The organism is Paenibacillus sp. FSL R7-0340, assembly GCF_038002205.1.
Taxonomy (GTDB): domain Bacteria; phylum Bacillota; class Bacilli; order Paenibacillales; family Paenibacillaceae; genus Paenibacillus; species Paenibacillus polymyxa_B.
Genome location: NZ_JBBOBY010000002.1, coordinates 185,809 through 201,342, shown reverse-complemented (window position 1 = coordinate 201,342; position 15,534 = coordinate 185,809). Strand labels below are relative to the sequence as shown.

The following is a 15,534-nucleotide window of genomic DNA, read 5'->3' as shown; positions in this document are numbered from 1 at the left end:
GTTCCCCCTATGCTGCCCGGCGTTATGTCTGTGTCCTGCAGCAGCCTGTTCGGCTGCGTCAAATCTGTTCAGCTCCGCAACGCGGGCACCATTTGGACCCTTTAGGTAGTTCTGCAGTACAGATTTGGCATTTTACATTTTCACGTACTTGTGCAGACGGCGTTACCGGCTTCTCGGCCCCGGAGTTGTTGGCCTTCCAATATCGGATTCGCTCGTCCAGCTCCTCCTGGCGCTCACGCTCGCGTTCCAGTTCTTCAAGACGACGGTGTTCTTTTTCCAGTTCTTCCTGACGACGGCGCTCCCACTCAGCGTCGAATGCCGCTTTTTCTTCCGGTGTAAAATCAGATACTGTGTAATCGCGGTCTAGTCCCGCTGGTTCGTGTGTTTCATACCGCTCATCCTGTTCCTGTTCATGCCGATCGACTACTTCCTGTTCTGCATACTCCGTGTAAGCAGGCGCAGCATCCTTCACTACCTCTGGCTTGCGCAGATCAAAAGAATAGACGTCCGTTGGCACCTCTTCACGCACAGCAGCTACTTGTTTGGAAGCAGCCTGTCCTTCATTGAGCTTGCGTCCGCATTTGGGGCAAAAGTTCGCATCCAGAGGCACAACCGCTCCACAGGTGCATAAATGAGCGTTTTTTAATTCTGCAATTCTACTGCGCAGCTCGTCAATTTCATCCTGAAGCTCATCACATGCAGTGGATAGCTGTGTCATCTCGGTCTCTGCCACCGACATGTCGGATGCTCGGTAGCCTTCGTAAAAGATTTGACCCATTCGTAAGAAATGAACATCCATTTCCTGCTGAATCGTTGTAATTTGTGAATTGATCTTACTAATCTCGACAGCATGCTGCGCCTTTTCTGTTGCGCGATTAGCGCCTTCCTTTATACGTTGAATCAGCTTCATCGTTATTTCCTCCCCATTATCCAGCCGGATTTCACTATACCGTCCGTATATCCCAAAGTTTTTTTCTGTTGGCAAACCTCGAACTCCTGTATAATGGAATGCGGTCATATTGCCTGTTTGAAGGCTATTGGCATTAGCGTCAACGTATTGACGTTCTGTCGCTCCGGCAAGATCCGCATGAATTTCAGCATTATTTTAGTCCATCGCCTTGTTCTTATCGTCAGCTAAAGCTGACTAGAACTCTATCATACCAAAAACTACCCCCATTTGTGAAAATGGAAGATTTTGAGAACGAAAGGGGTTTCAGGATTATGGACCCAAATCCTTCTTTTTACCCCCGACCCATCGGGGTTCCTTATTCAACGTCGAGCCCTCAGGCACGTCGTGCTTCCATGGATACCAGTATGACGCTGGTGCCCGACACCGACCAAGACTCGGCCTATTTTCGTGCTTTAGAGAACGCCGGCATTCACCTGAACCGCCCGCAGATCCAGGCCGTCCGCCACGGCAAAGGCCCCCTTCTGACCCTTGCAGGGGCTGGCTGCGGCAAAACCACAGTGCTGGCTGCCCGCGCAGGCTACCTGATGGCGATGCGGGATGTCCCTGCATCGTCCATTCTGCTGGTGACCTTCACCAGCAAGGCAGCTGCCGAAATGAAACTGCGCATCGCGGGATTACCCGGTGTGCGCCCTGCCGCTGCACGTGCAGTTCAGGCTCGCACGTTTCACTCATTCGCTTTGGCGATGCTGCGTCATCGCGGCGTGCAAGATGAAGTGTTCGGTGAAACGCAGGCCCAGCATACCGTTATGAAAATGATGCTGCGGCAGCTTGGACTCAGCGAGGCTTTCCAGCCAGAAAGCCTGCTGTCTGCCCTCTCCGCCTGGAAAGCGGAAGGCCGCAGCGCGGACGAGCTACCGGAAACCGTGCGCGAGGAATCGGATGCCAAGCGTGCCATGCTCGCTTATGAAGCGTGGAAACAGGAGCGCAATAAAATGGATTTTGACGATATTCTGCTGCGTGCCTCCGCACTGCTGCGTGACCCGGATGTGCTTCAGCCGCTTCAGCGGCGTTTTTCACATATCATGGTCGATGAATTTCAGGATACGAATGCCCTGCAATATGAGATGGTGCAACGATTGGCTGCCCGACATCGCAATCTGATGGTCGTGGGGGATGATGACCAGACGATCTATACCTTTAATGGGGCACGCCAGGAATCCATTCTGGAGTTTGACAAAGTCTATAAGGATGCAAAGGTCATTACCCTGGATATTAATTATCGCAGCGATGCGCGGATTTTGGGGCTGGGCTCTAACATTGTTGCCAAAAATGTTCATCGACGCTCCAAACGTCTTTCGGCTGCCGGGCGTGAAGGCTTGCCGCCGCAGTTTGCCACCCCATCCGGACCCGAGGAAGAAGCGGGGCATATTGTTACCCATCTACTCGGACAGGTAGAGGAAGGTCGGCTGCGCTATCGGGATATCGCTATTTTGCACCGGACAGCCAGCGGAAGCCGATCTATTTTTGAGCAATTAATTATGCGGGATGTTCCATTTATTCAGTATGGAGCAGGGGCTGTATTTTATGATCAGTCCCTGATTCGTCCCTTAATGGACCACCTGCGTTTGTCGCTGAATCCCCGGCGTATGGAATCCATTCCGAGCACCCTTGGGCCGCTGTACGTCTCCCGTGAGGCGGGGATGGAATGGATTATGCGCGAGGAGAAACAGCAGGCTAAAAAATACCCGCTGATTCATCTCAGCCGCTGGGATCGACTACGTGATTTTCAGCGTGAACAGGTGAAAGAGCGTATTCGTTTGATTCGCAGTCTCACTACAATGAAACCTACCTATGCCATTCAAGAAATGCGGCGCATCTTTTATGATAAATATTTGGAGAGCGGAGATACGGGCGCGTGGACTCATTATAAGGAAACGATGCAAGAAAGTCTGGAGGAGCTCGAAACGGCAGCCAAGCGGTTTGACACCGTGGAGGCGTTCGTCAGCTTTGCGGACGAGCTTTCCGAGCGTCACCGCCAAATGGAATCGCTGCGCAGAGAGGAAGACAGCGATGCTGTTCGGCTCATGACGATCCACCGCGCCAAAGGGCTGGAATTCCCTTGCGTATATTGGATCGGAGCCAGCGAAGGCATTCTGCCGCACAGCTCGGCGCTGCACAGCGAGCTGCCGGAGGATCGGCGGGCAGGCGCCGCCCCGACTACCGCTGTGGATAACGATGCAGCGCTTGAAGAAGAGCGCCGCCTCGCTTATGTGGCCGTCACCCGGGCGAAGGAGTTGCTGTACATCACCTCTCCCGCCTCTAATCATGGCAAGCCTGCCGCCGTGTCACGCTTCCTGCTGGAAGCCTATGGGGTCACCCCTGAGGTTTCCAAGCCAGAAGCACGCCGCAGCAGCTTCGGCCAACCGAAGGGTGCTTCCGGGTATAGCAGCCGTGCTGGCGCTGGATCGCCAGCGTCTGGCACAGCGACCCGCGTGAGCAGCAGGCCGGGACCAGGCAGTGCTACGACACGGACGACCTCGTCGGTGGCAGGGTCTCAGGCGGAGCCACGCATCAACGTGCCCGTGTGGAAATGCACCGACGACGCCTGCAAGGCGTGGATGCGGCGCGACACAACAAGCGGACGCCGTACAAGCGCGGCTAGCACAAGCACACCGCCGGTGTGCCCGCTCTGCGCCTCCCCGATGACAGAGGGGACGCGCAGCATCCCGGCCAGATAGGTATAAGGCATATAGCTGGTATGGAGAATTGTGCTTTTACTGGACTGGTGACACCCGTGATTTCCAGCCTAATTGTTGCAGATTTTAATGAATCAAATAAGCTTTAGACAGACCAATAATAGAAAAAGCGGCAGACTAGGACGTGAAAATAAAGTCCTAGTCTGCCGCTTTCTGTTTCAACTTGCTATTGAACGATCGTATCCCGTTAGGTTCAATGTCCTGCCTGTTGTGAAGTTATATATTTTACTGATTAAACAGCCGATCAATCATCCAATAGGTGTTCCATTAGGTAGTTTGATATCTGGTTTCAATAAAACCACATCCCCCTTTTCGGGAATTCCTCCAAGGACTAACACCTCTGACTTAAAGCCTGCTATCCGTCGAGGTGGAAAGTTGACTACACCTATGATTTGTTCCCCTATAATATCTTCAGCCACATATCTTTTTGTGATTTGTGCACTCGAAGCTTTTATTCCGATATCTTGTCCAAAATCAATTTCAAGTTTAATAGCAGGTACTTTTGCTTCTGCAAAAAACTCAGCTTTAATTATGGTTCCAACTCGAATATCTAGTTTCAAAAAATCATCAATCGTTGCCATCTAAACATTCTCCTCATCGATTGTTTTCTTCAATTTCGCGATAATGAATTTCAAATTTAATATTTTGCAACCGTAGTATACTTTAAAGATTTTGCCCAAAAATACATCCCCATACCGAATAAAGTCATGATTCCACCTATGAATTGAAATGCAGAGATTATTTCTCCCAAGAATAAGTAGGCGAGAATTATGGCAAGAACAGGCTCTCCAATAATACCAACTGAGACCGTAGTTGCACCCATCGATTTCAACAACAAATTAAAAATATATTGTCCAAAAATAGTTGGGATTACTGCAAGTAAAAAGAAATACATCCAATCCGACGAGTCATATTCGATCAAGGAATAATGATTCAACAAATTGTAGACCAGCATGACGCTGCCACCAATAAAAAAAACAATAACACTATATAAATTTGCATTTATTTTGTGGCTTACTTTCTGTCCTGCCAACATATATGCTGAAACCAAGATTGTTCCTACTAAAGATAATCCATCTCCGATTAATGCCTCTCTCGAAATCCCTATGTCTCCCCAAGCTATAACGATTGAACCGACAAGAGCGGCGATCAAACAAAGAATGGTCAATATATTTGCTCGTTCTCTGAACATAAAGTATGAACCCATCATTACAAATAAAGGCTGTAAGGATAAGATGACCATGGAACTCGCAACTGAGGTATATACTAAAGATTCCATCCAGAATAAGAAATATAACCCGAGAAAAAGACCAGCTATGAAAACAGTACTCCAATCTTTTTTGTTCATTTCTAAGGAACGAAACATTTTCCAAGGTACAAAGGGAAGCATTATGAGTACTGACATATACAATCTGTACATCCCAGCCACAGAGGTTGGAGTATCTGAGGATTTTATCATGATAGATGAGATAGAAACAGACAGTATGCTGATTAAAAGCAAAATATACGGATGAAACGGTAACGACGATTGATTTATTTTCACATATACGCCTCCAAGATGTCTTATCCAATCGCCTGTGCACAGGATTGTAATGATAAGCCGAAGATCTGGTATAATAATATCACCACTTTTATTTTATTTGTGTAACTATATCTTTAATTTATATAGAAATATCGTCATCAGAAAGGACCTCGCTAAAATGGAAAAACAATTGCATGAGACCATTCTATATCCCGATGTTTCATTTCCATACATCATGTACACCCATACTATTCATGCAAGTAGTCCTGAGGGTAGAGGATTCAACGATTTACATTGGCATGAGGAACTACAAATCACTTTGGTTACCAAAGGAAAGCTAGTGATACAAGTTAACGGCATTGATCATGAATTAGAAACAGGTCAGGCCATTTTAATTAATAAAGGTGTTCTTCACGTTACTACACACCTTACACATAACGGTCAATATGTCAGTTTTAATTTCCCTGAAAAGCTGCTGGCCTTTTATGCAGATAGTGCGATGGAAAAAAACTATGTACTGCCTTATACAAACTCTCTCTTATTGTCATTAGTAATCAGAGGAGATGCTGAATGGCAAATTCAAATACTGCAAATGCTTTGGGATATGAAACAGAAATTCGATATGAAAAAAAAATGGGGCTGGGAATACGAGGTTTCCATCAAAACGGCACAATTATGGTTAGTCTTAATATCTAATATTTCGCTGTCTTCTGAGGAAGCACCTAAATACATGAAATTGCAACAGGAGCGACTTCAATTGATGCTCAGCTTTATCCATCAAAACTACTCAGATAATATAACACTGCAAGAAATTGCTGCTATAGCACATTTAAGTATTTCGGAATGCACTCGTAGTTTTAAGAGAACCATTCATATGACACCTTACGACTACTTAATTAAGTACCGTATCAAGAAAAGCAGCGAGTTATTAATTTCAACAGATTCTACAATAACTGAAATAGCCCACAGAGTGGGGTTCAATCATGTAAATCACTTCATTCAGTCTTTTAAAAAACATCATAAAAAAACACCTAATGAATTCCGGAAATTTAGAAATGAATTCATTAATTAAGGAATGAAGCAGCCGTCAGCGTAACGACTTACTCTGTTGATGATCCTGTTTTCAATCAAAATTCAAATGTAACTCCTACATCTTCCTCAGTTTCATGTCATTCATCATTCGTATAAAAAAATGGCTTCCCCCTCCTCAATCAGTACAGCTGCTGTACGCAAAATGCCCCTTTTCATATAAAAAGGGGCATAACTCCATCGATTGTTTTCTCTCTTTCGGCAATTATACTGTTGTACTGATGCTTAAGCCTTACCGGACCTTATTGCCCGGAGCCTGAACCATCCACTTTCATAGTCTTTCTGTCTGTAGAGAAGAGGGAGGCCCAACTTCATAAGCCGATCCCCCCCATGGATAGACTTTTGCCCGCTATTTCCTGACTTAACTTCATATTCGAGCTCTGGATTTAGTCCGTCAAGGCGCAGGGCTCGCCAAGGCGCGTTCGGGACAGCCATCACTTGGAAATAGTAGACGATGGCATCCTCTTGGTCTTCAGAAACAAACATCCAAGCCGATTCGTTATCTTCAAACGGGTTCTTTAAGCGATACAAGTCACCTTTCTGTACTAAGCCACGTATCTGCTTGTATACTGCGATTTGGCGTTTGACCGTCTCTTTTTCCTCATCGGTGAATTTCGTGAGATCAAGCTCATATCCAAAATTTCCGGACATGGCGACATCACCTCGAAAATCAAGGGGCGTTATGCGTCCAACTTGATGGTTCGGAACTGCCGAGACATGCGCCCCGGTTGCGCTTACAGGATAGACAAGGCTAGTTCCATATTGGATTTTCAGGCGTTCCACCGCATCGGTATTATCACTAGTCCAGACTTGGGGCATGTAGTAAAGCATGCCTGGATCAAAGCGCCCTCCGCCACTTGAACAGCTCTCGAAAAGAATATGCGGAAATTCGGTGGTGATGCGCTCCAACAGCTCATACAATCCAAGAACATAGCGATGGGCAGTCTCGGATTGGCGTTCCGGCGGCAGAGCAGCGGAACCGATTTCCGTCAGGCAGCGGTTCATATCCCATTTCACATAAGAGACTGGCACGCTGGAGAAAATGGCAACAAGCGAATCGTAGATGAAATCGCGCACTTCCTTGCGAGTATAGTCCAGCACTAGCTGCCATCTGGCTTCGCTGCGCCTGCGTCCCGGAACGTGGAGGCACCAGTCCGGATGCTCCCGGTACAACTCACTGTCCGGAGAGATCATCTCTGGCTCGAACCAGAGCCCGAATTTAAGACCCAGCCGATTGATACGGTTCGCGACATCCGCGAGTCCGTCTGGCAGCTTCCGACGATCCTCGTACCAATCGCCGAGAGACGAATTGTCGGAATCCCGTTTTCCGAACCAACCGTCATCTAAGACAAATAGTTCGATGCCTAGCTCAGCCCCCTCTTTCGCTATCGATACCAACTTATCTGCATTGAAGTCAAAATAGGTAGCTTCCCAGTTATTGACCAGAATAGGGCGTTCTTCGTCCCGATATTTCCCTCGGCAAAGTCGAGTCCGATACAAGCGATGATACGTCCGCGACATATCTCCCAGTCCTTGACCGGAGTAAACCATAACGGCTTCTGGCGTTTGGAAACTCTCCCTTGGGCTCAGTAACCACGAAAAGTCAAAGGAGTTCACGCCGATGTTAAACCGTGTAGAGCCAAATGAATCTATTTCCGCTCCCGCCTCAAAGCCCCCGCTGTACACGAGGCTAAAGCCGAATACCTCACCATAGCTTTCCGTTGTTCCCCGAGTGACCAATGCAGCAAAAGGGTTGAGTTGATGGCTGCTCATGCCCCTTTTACTATCAATTCGGGTTTCACCTTGAAGAATCGGTTTGCGGGTAATATTCCCCTCCCGAGCCCATGCTCCCGAAAGATACATGAACTCTAAATCGCTTTTACCTGAAAAATCGACACTGGCACTTAGAGCACGGAGAAGTCGAAGATTCTTGGCTCCCGTATTACTCAAACGAGCCGAACGAGCGATTACGTTTCGATCCGCGAAGACGGTGTAAAGAAGAACAACTTTAAGACCTGAAAAGTCATCTTTTAACTCCAGTTCCAACGTATCCGCTTCGTCTTCATTCTCGGTATATACGGCCGGAAGCCCGGTTAATGATGGCTTTCCCTTGATGATCCGGTAACCGTCGTACTTTAACTCCGTGATACGAGTTCCATCTTCAAGTTCTACTTGATACGCAGGGTTACGGAAGTCCCCACTCCCATACTGCGGGTACTCTTGCGGTAGCCGATCCAATCCAGCCGTCGCAGAAGTGTGAAGCAATAGATCGGTCATTGATTCGCGGTGCTTCAGCCTATCTCCCCAATATACATGCACAGGAAATCCATCCACAATCTGAATAATATAACTCATGCCCGACGACTGTAGATGAAACAGCCCCGTTTGCTCTTGAACAATGATACCCATTGGAAAAACAACCCCTCCCTCTAGATCATACCCCTCGGAAATCCGCACCTAAAAAAGGACATAGAAGAACCTTTTTGTAACACCACCAACTAAGTTCACATGGTGTAAAGCTTGATAAGCTCCTCGTTAGTCGCAATAGGTTCTACAGAAATGATATATTAATTTTAGATATGAAGTACATGGCATGGTGCTCACTATTTATGTTATAATGCTTGATAATTTACATAAGGAGATTTAGCGTGATAGAATATTTGCCGCGTAGTAAGCAGCATTCTGAATTGTATCTAACTCAGTTTGGCATAGAGGAATGCATACCGAGTCACTTTTTTGGACCTGCGATAAGAGATCACTATCTGCTTCATTATATTTTGGACGGAGAAGGTACCTTCGAGGTCGGTGGGTTCAGTTATCGCTTACGGAAAGGACAGTGGTTTCTAATCTGCCCCCAGGTCATTACTTATTATCAAGCCGATGTAGTGAATCCTTGGTCTTATTGCTGGTTTGGATTTGACGGGGCACTGGCAGAAACACTCCTCAAGCAAGCAGGTCTAACGATGACGCGTCCAATCCTCAACTTTGAAGGAGACCATTTGATTTATCAATATTTGCAGCTCATGAATGAATCAAGTGGATGCCATAAAGCTCGGGAAACCAGACTAACCGGTCTGCTATGCTTAATGTTATCGGAGCTTATAGAGTTCGGCCCGGTAACGCCCCCCGAACAAAAGGAAAGCCGGGCGGAAATTTACGTGGAAAAAGTGAAGGATTTTATTGAAATGAATTATGCTCAGAAAATTACCATTGAGCACATTGCAAATTTTATCGGACTCAATCGAAGCTATTTATGTTCGTTATTCAAACAACAAGTAAACACAAGCATTCAGGATTATTTGGTTCGCTATAGGATCAACAAAGCATGTGAAATGATGGGAAACGCTGAACTTTCGATAGGTGATATTTCCCGTTCAGTCGGCTATAACGACTCTTTACTCTTCTCGAAAATTTTTAAAAAGGTAAAGGGATTCTCCCCCAAACATTATCGAACTGAAACCCATGCTCAAAGTCAAGCCGACTACTGGTAAGAGGCCTCTTACGAACAAAAAAGATCAGCCAGAAAAACTGGCTGATCTCATAAGTTTATTTTGTTGTAGTTTGTCCTTCCAAATAAGAAACCGGCTCTTTAACCTCTACTTTGGTACCGCCAAATTCATCTTTAATGTATTTTTGAGTATCCTCGTTATGATAGAGATCCGCTAACTTTTGCAGCCCTTTGTCATTCGCCTTATCAGATGAAGTCACCAGGACGTTAATATTATTTTTGGTTGCCTGACTGATCTCCTCATGGAACAAGGAATCTTTCAGTACATTCAGACCCCCTTCTAAAGCAATTGTATTCCCAATCAGCACCAAGCCTACATCTTGAATCACTCGTGGTCCTGTTTTGTCATCAATTAGTTCAAATTTCAGGTTTTTAGGATTGCTAGTAATATCATTGACAGTACCCAAGGCATCATTAAAGTCAGCCTTAAGCTTAATCAAACCGGAGGCTTCCAATAACTTTAAACCTCTTGCTGTATTGGCCGGGTTATCTGCCAAAGCTACCAGAGCCCCGTCGGTCACTTCATCGATGCTTTTGAATTTTTGCGAATAAATCCCCATAGGCTCCAGGTAGGTTGTGGCTATAGCCTTCAAATCGGCTTTGCTCTCTTTGTTATAGCTAACCAGGTACGCCCACGATTGGAATGCATTCACATCTACTTCGCCTTCTTTGGTCGCATTGTTCGTTTCGATTCCGCCGTTAATTTCTTTCACTTCAATGTCCAGCTTGGCATCCTTGGCGGCCTGGGACTGGGCAATATGCTTCCATATCTGGGCGTCAGAGCCCATGGAGCCGATGACTACTTTTTGCGTTTCCGAACCGGAAGCGGCGCTGGAGCCATTGCTGTCTGAACTTTTATTACCACATCCTGCGGCAACCAATAATAAACTAATCCCTAATAGTAAAACGAACGATTTCCTCATGTTGTTTTCCCCCAGATCATGCTAGTATGCTAGTGCATCGTCATTCCACCTGTAACATTAATCGCTTGTCCTGTCATATATGCAGAGAGCGGACTTGCCAGAAATAGCACCACATTGGCGACATCCTCCACCTCAGCCGTTCTCCCCAAAGGTACCTGTGAACAATCTTCTTCGTATATTTCTTGAGCGGTCATTCCGCGAATGACGCCCCCTTCAATCCGTTCACGATGCTTCATCGGCGTTTCTACAATGCCGGGGCAGACCGCATTTACCAAAATATTTTGCCGGGCAAGCTCAATGGCCATCACCTTGGTCAAGCCGAGAACCGCATGTTTGGAAGCACAATATCCGCCCATCGCCCGATATCCATTTTTTCCAGCCTGCGAAGCAATTTGGATAATTCGTCCTGATTTACGAGCATCCACCATTTCCTTGGCAAACCGTTTGGACGCTACATACAGCCCAGTTGAATTGATCGAAAATACTTTCTCCCAATCAGCCAACTCACTATCAATGACATAATCCATCGTAGAAGTACCAGCACAGTTCACCAATATATCAGGCACTCCCGCTTCGCTGATTAGTAGATCGCACCATCTTTCGATATCATCCGGTTTGGATATGTCCAATTGCGTTTCAACCAACTGTGGATTGACCACTCTATACGGCTCTTCATAAGAAATATCAGCAGAAATCACTTTAGCTCCGCTTTTAATGAAAAGCTCTACAATTCCCTTGCCTATGCCTGACTTGCCGCCTGTCACTACCGCTGTCTGATGAGATAGGTCAATCGAAATCATAGATTTTAAAATACTCTTTCGAAAGGATCGCGGCTAATACCCGCCTCTAATACAATCTTCACATATTCCTGCGCTGAAAAAAGAGAGTGGTCCTTGTAGTTCCCGCATTCCAAAGCAGTAACAGCCGGAACCTCTGTCGTTTCCAGAATTCTTTTCAAGGTTTTTTCCAAAGCGAGTGCAATTTCCTCTGGCTCATGTTCATTCCACAAAATCAAGTAGAACCCCGTTCTGCATCCCATAGGAGAGATATCAATAATTCCTTTGATTTCATCTCTCAGGTACGTCGCTAATAAGTGCTCCAGCGTATGTACAGCTGCTGTCGGAAGTGCGTCTTCATTAGGTTGCAAAAATCTCAAGTCATACTTTTGTACTGTGCTTCCTTTTTCGTCATGCTCTACTCCCGCTGCTCTTACATAAGGAGCCTTTACAATCGTGTGATCTAATTGAAAACTTTCTACTTTTGCCATTTTCTTTTCCTCTTTTCTGTAATTTATATTTTTAATCTAATGATGGATACTCTACATTTGTGATTTTTTCAAAGAATTAAATGCTCCAAATCAGCATTTTTGTAATTATACATCGGATTACTCGGTTTTACCACCATAATTCTTGTCGCATTTCTTTTTTCTTTGACCGTCTCTCCTTTGCCTGTAGGTTTTGACATAGTGTACAATGTATACGATAATGCATTTTTACGAAAAAGATCGAGGACATCATAAGCCTCATTTAGGAGAATGCTCTGTGAATGAACCGGATTGGAAGCACCTGAATGCTGTCCCATTACCCTTGCAGGAATTTCAGCTACAGCTGGATCAAAACAGTGTTAACGCCAAGCAACTAGAGGAGTGGAGAAAGATTCCCGTCCTTTATCAGCTGGCTCTGGAGGAATTAAAGAATAAAATTAAGCTAATCCAGACGGAATGGAAGCTGTTAGACGGTTTTAGCCCGATTGAGCATATTAAAACCCGGATCAAAGAGCCCCACAGCATCGTGGAAAAGGTTCGGCGCAAAGGGCATGAAGTGACCTTGGACAATATATTGCGTGAAATTCATGATATCGCGGGAATGCGCGTGGTATGCGCTTTTGTGAAAGATATTTATCGTCTGATGGATCATCTTCACACACGGGAAGACATTCGTATTCTGGAGGTCAAGGACTATATAGCCCATCCTAAGCCCAACGGCTATCAGAGCCTGCATGTCATTGTGGAAATTCCGCTGATCCTGTTTGAGGGCACACGCTGGATCAAGGTTGAAATTCAATTGCGCACATTGGCTATGGATTTCTGGGCCAGTATGGAGCATATTTTGTACTATAAGTTCGATAAGAAAGTGCCTGAACATGTCGTTAATGGATTGACCGAAGCCGCACGTGCAACCTACGAGCTGGATCAGAAAATGCTGAAGTTGCGCGGCGAAATTTTATCGCTTAGCGAGGAACAGGATGCGGAAGAATCCCCGGCGAAACAATCCGAAGAGTCGTCCTTGAAGACACTCTACCTCCCTGCAGATCACGCCACTTCACGGCCACAAACCTGCTAAGTTTTTGTGCACAAGATAACTTAAGAATTCAGTCGAGGCTGCAACAACTATGGTTCATTCTTACGCTGGATTCTTATGTATTGGGTATAAATAAGAGCCATCAAAACCACGTTCATCATGGTTTTGATGGCTCTTTCACACATTTTTTCGATCAAATATTACTGCTTCTCGCGAATCTCTGTGCTGATTTTCTCTACGATGTCCGCAATGCTGAGTGATCCCAGATCGCCTTCGCCGCGTTTACGAACCGCTACAGTACCGGTTGTTTTTTCATTTTCCCCGATAACGAACATATATGGAACCTTCTCCAATTGCGCCTCGCGGATTTTATAACCAAGCTTCTCATTGCGAGTATCCACTTCGACGCGCAGACCTGCTTTCAGCAACGCATCCTGTATCTCATTAGCAGTCTCGATATAGTTCTCGGATACTGGCAGCAGCTTCGCATGAACAGGAGCCAACCACAATGGGAATGCACCTGTAAAATGCTCAGTCAGGATGCCCATGAAGCGGTCAATCGAACCGTAGATAGCACGGTGAATAACGACTGGACGGTGCTTCTGGTTGTCCTCGCCCACATAAGTGAGGTCGAATTTTTCAGGCATTTGGAAGTCCAATTGGATCGTTCCGCACTGCCAGCTGCGTTTGAGCGCATCGAGAATGTGGAAGTCAATTTTTGGACCGTAAAATGCTCCATCTCCCGCATTAATACGGTAGTTGATGCCCAGGTGATCCAGCACGTTTTGCAGAGCTTGTTCCGCTTGATCCCACAGTACTGGCTCGCCCATAAAGTCATCTGGACGTGTGGACAATTCCACTGTGAAGTCAAAGCCAAACACACTATACATTTCGTTAATCAGCTTAATTACGTCTGTAATTTCTTGTTCAATCTGACCTGGTGTGACGAAAATATGCGCATCATCCTGACAGAATGTACGAACACGCATCATACCGTTCAACGCGCCGGACAGCTCATGGCGATGCACTTGTCCAAATTCGGCTATACGAATTGGCAGATCGCGGTAGGAGTGAAGCTCATTTTTAAACACAAGCATATGCCCTGGACAGTTCATCGGTTTCAGAGCAAATGTAGTTTCATCCACTTCGGAGAAGTACATGTTTTCCTTGTAATGCTCATAGTGTCCCGATTGTTCCCACAGACGATTGTTCATCATCAGCGGTGTACGTACTTCCTCATAGCCATGCAGACGTTGAATGTCACGGGAGTAATCTTCCAATGCAGTGCGGACAACCATACCTTTAGGCAGGTAGAACGGCATGCCCGGTGCTTCTTCGGAGAACATGAACAGTTCCAGCTCTTTACCCAGCTTGCGATGGTCGCGTTTTTTCGCTTCTTCTAGCAAATGCAGGTGCTCATCCAGTTGTGCTTTTTTCGGGAATGCTGTTCCGTAGATACGTTGCAGCATCTTGTTGTTGGAATCGCCTCTCCAGTATGCGCCCGCTACACTCAACAGTTTAAAAGCTTTGATGCGGCCAGTAGATGGCAAATGCGGGCCACGACACAGGTCAAAAAATTCGCCTTGATCATAGATTGTAATTTCCGCTTCTTCCGGCAAATCACGAATCAGTTCCAGCTTCAGTGGATCTTCCAACTCTCCAAAAATACGAGTGGCTTCCTCACGGCTAACCACACGACGTGTAATCGGCAGATTTTCCTGTGCGATCTTCGTCATTTCCTTCTCAATCTTGGCCAAGTCGTCAACGGACAATGGGTTTTCGATATCAATGTCATAGTAGAAGCCGCTGTCGATGACCGGACCGATACCCAGCTTCACGTTTTTCTCACCGTAAATGCGTTTGAGCGCCTGAGCGAGCAAATGCGCTGTACTGTGGCGGTAAATTTCCAGACCGTCTGCACCGTCCAGCGTAATAATTTCAAGGTCAACGTTCTGATCCAAAACGGTGTTCAGATCTACAGCCTTCCCGTTCACTTTACCTGCTACTGCGTTCTTTTTCAGCCCGGAGCTGATCGAACCCGCCACGTCGGCGATCGTTACGCCCTGCTCGTACTCGCGTACGGCTCCATCCGGCAATTTCACTTGAATACTCACGATTAAAGCCTCCATTTCAAATTGTGTGCTATATCAAAATTGAACGCAAAAAAACGCCTCTCTCCCTCAAGGGACGAGTGCGTTCAGCTCGTGGTTCCACCCTAGTTCGGCCCGCTCCTGTGCGTACATTTATGTTCATCGGAACATACTCATGCACGACATGCGTGACCCTCCATTGGTATCCGTTAACGGGGATAAAGCGGTAGGCGTTTACTGATGTTACTGCCAGATTGCACAGCTACATGTTCAACGTCACGGCTACAAAGGGGTAACTTCACATGCGGTTGCCGGAAAAGCTCTCAGCCTCGTCTTTTCTCTCTGAACGGCCCTTCAAGGAAATCATGTCTTTGGTCAATGCCTTGAATATCACTATATGCTACAGCATTATAGATCAAATTCGCAGGTATTTCAA

The 15,534-nt window shown here is 46.2% G+C and carries 12 protein-coding genes; 4 read left to right on the top strand and 8 right to left on the bottom strand.

From position 1 onward, the window contains the following. Window positions 1-58: 58 nt before the first annotated feature. Window positions 59-910 carry a zinc ribbon domain-containing protein gene (locus tag MKX59_RS23785; RefSeq protein ID WP_071559698.1) on the bottom strand — a complete coding sequence of 284 codons (852 nt, stop codon included), beginning with the start codon at window positions 908-910 and terminating at the stop codon, window positions 59-61. 311 nt (window positions 911-1,221) lie between these two features. Between MKX59_RS23785 and MKX59_RS23780 the strand changes: the two genes are divergently transcribed. After that, window positions 1,222-3,648 (top strand): UvrD-helicase domain-containing protein, encoded by a 2,427-nt coding sequence (locus tag MKX59_RS23780; RefSeq protein ID WP_340859067.1) that lies wholly within the window; start codon window positions 1,222-1,224, stop codon window positions 3,646-3,648. Between the two features lie 266 nt (window positions 3,649-3,914). On the opposite strand, the gene csaA is transcribed toward MKX59_RS23780, so the two are convergent. Continuing rightward, a complete protein-coding gene (gene csaA / locus MKX59_RS23775; RefSeq protein ID WP_053324545.1) occupies window positions 3,915-4,247 on the bottom strand; it encodes a chaperone CsaA in 333 nt (110 codons plus the stop codon). Window positions 4,248-4,303: 56 nt separating this feature from the next. Beyond that, window positions 4,304-5,209, bottom strand: a complete 906-nt coding sequence (locus MKX59_RS23770) for a DMT family transporter (protein ID WP_068941256.1) — start codon at window positions 5,207-5,209, stop codon at window positions 4,304-4,306. 157 nt (window positions 5,210-5,366) lie between these two features. Between MKX59_RS23770 and MKX59_RS23765 the strand changes: the two genes are divergently transcribed. Next, window positions 5,367-6,260, top strand: a complete 894-nt coding sequence (locus tag MKX59_RS23765; RefSeq protein ID WP_340859064.1) for an AraC family transcriptional regulator — start codon at window positions 5,367-5,369, stop codon at window positions 6,258-6,260. Window positions 6,261-6,502: 242 nt separating this feature from the next. Here the strand turns inward: MKX59_RS23765 and MKX59_RS23760 are convergent, their stop codons facing one another. Continuing rightward, window positions 6,503-8,686 carry an alpha-galactosidase gene (locus MKX59_RS23760; RefSeq protein WP_023986816.1) on the bottom strand — a complete coding sequence of 728 codons (2,184 nt, stop codon included), beginning with the start codon at window positions 8,684-8,686 and terminating at the stop codon, window positions 6,503-6,505. Window positions 8,687-8,925: 239 nt separating this feature from the next. Between MKX59_RS23760 and MKX59_RS23755 the strand changes: the two genes are divergently transcribed. After that, window positions 8,926-9,768 carry an AraC family transcriptional regulator gene (locus MKX59_RS23755; protein WP_023986815.1) on the top strand — a complete coding sequence of 281 codons (843 nt, stop codon included), beginning with the start codon at window positions 8,926-8,928 and terminating at the stop codon, window positions 9,766-9,768. Window positions 9,769-9,823: 55 nt separating this feature from the next. Here the strand turns inward: MKX59_RS23755 and MKX59_RS23750 are convergent, their stop codons facing one another. The 3 genes from MKX59_RS23750 to MKX59_RS23740 are packed head-to-tail and all read right to left on the bottom strand — an operon-like array spanning window position 9,824 to window position 11,975. Beyond that, complete coding sequence (locus MKX59_RS23750) at window positions 9,824-10,708, bottom strand: MetQ/NlpA family ABC transporter substrate-binding protein (RefSeq protein ID WP_025719774.1); 885 nt, start codon at window positions 10,706-10,708, stop codon at window positions 9,824-9,826. A 29-nt stretch (window positions 10,709-10,737) separates the two neighbouring features. Beyond that, a complete protein-coding gene (locus MKX59_RS23745; RefSeq protein WP_339201388.1) occupies window positions 10,738-11,508 on the bottom strand; it encodes an SDR family NAD(P)-dependent oxidoreductase in 771 nt (256 codons plus the stop codon). Window positions 11,509-11,513: 5 nt separating this feature from the next. Then, window positions 11,514-11,975, bottom strand: coding sequence for an S-ribosylhomocysteine lyase (locus MKX59_RS23740; RefSeq protein WP_007428584.1), 462 nt, complete (start codon window positions 11,973-11,975; stop codon window positions 11,514-11,516). Between the two features lie 274 nt (window positions 11,976-12,249). Here MKX59_RS23740 and MKX59_RS23735 point away from each other — a divergent pair, with 274 nt between their 5' ends. After that, window positions 12,250-13,050 (top strand): GTP pyrophosphokinase, encoded by an 801-nt coding sequence (locus tag MKX59_RS23735; RefSeq protein ID WP_053324541.1) that lies wholly within the window; start codon window positions 12,250-12,252, stop codon window positions 13,048-13,050. A gap of 158 nt (window positions 13,051-13,208) precedes the next feature. Here the strand turns inward: MKX59_RS23735 and thrS are convergent, their stop codons facing one another. Then, window positions 13,209-15,122 carry a threonine--tRNA ligase gene (thrS, locus tag MKX59_RS23730; protein ID WP_053324540.1) on the bottom strand — a complete coding sequence of 638 codons (1,914 nt, stop codon included), beginning with the start codon at window positions 15,120-15,122 and terminating at the stop codon, window positions 13,209-13,211. Window positions 15,123-15,534 lie beyond the last annotated feature (412 nt).

Coding starts and splice junctions, on each gene's coding strand:
- csaA (WP_053324545.1), bottom strand. CDS start 4,247: ATGGCAACGATTGATGATTTTTTGAAACTAGATATTCGAGTTGGAACC.
- MKX59_RS23760 (WP_023986816.1), bottom strand. CDS start 8,686: ATGGGTATCATTGTTCAAGAGCAAACGGGGCTGTTTCATCTACAGTCG.
- MKX59_RS23785 (WP_071559698.1), bottom strand. CDS start 910: ATGAAGCTGATTCAACGTATAAAGGAAGGCGCTAATCGCGCAACAGAA.
- MKX59_RS23745 (WP_339201388.1), bottom strand. CDS start 11,508: ATGATTTCGATTGACCTATCTCATCAGACAGCGGTAGTGACAGGCGGC.
- MKX59_RS23780 (WP_340859067.1), top strand. CDS start 1,222: ATGGACCCAAATCCTTCTTTTTACCCCCGACCCATCGGGGTTCCTTAT.
- MKX59_RS23740 (WP_007428584.1), bottom strand. CDS start 11,975: ATGGCAAAAGTAGAAAGTTTTCAATTAGATCACACGATTGTAAAGGCT.
- MKX59_RS23750 (WP_025719774.1), bottom strand. CDS start 10,708: ATGAGGAAATCGTTCGTTTTACTATTAGGGATTAGTTTATTATTGGTT.
- MKX59_RS23765 (WP_340859064.1), top strand. CDS start 5,367: ATGGAAAAACAATTGCATGAGACCATTCTATATCCCGATGTTTCATTT.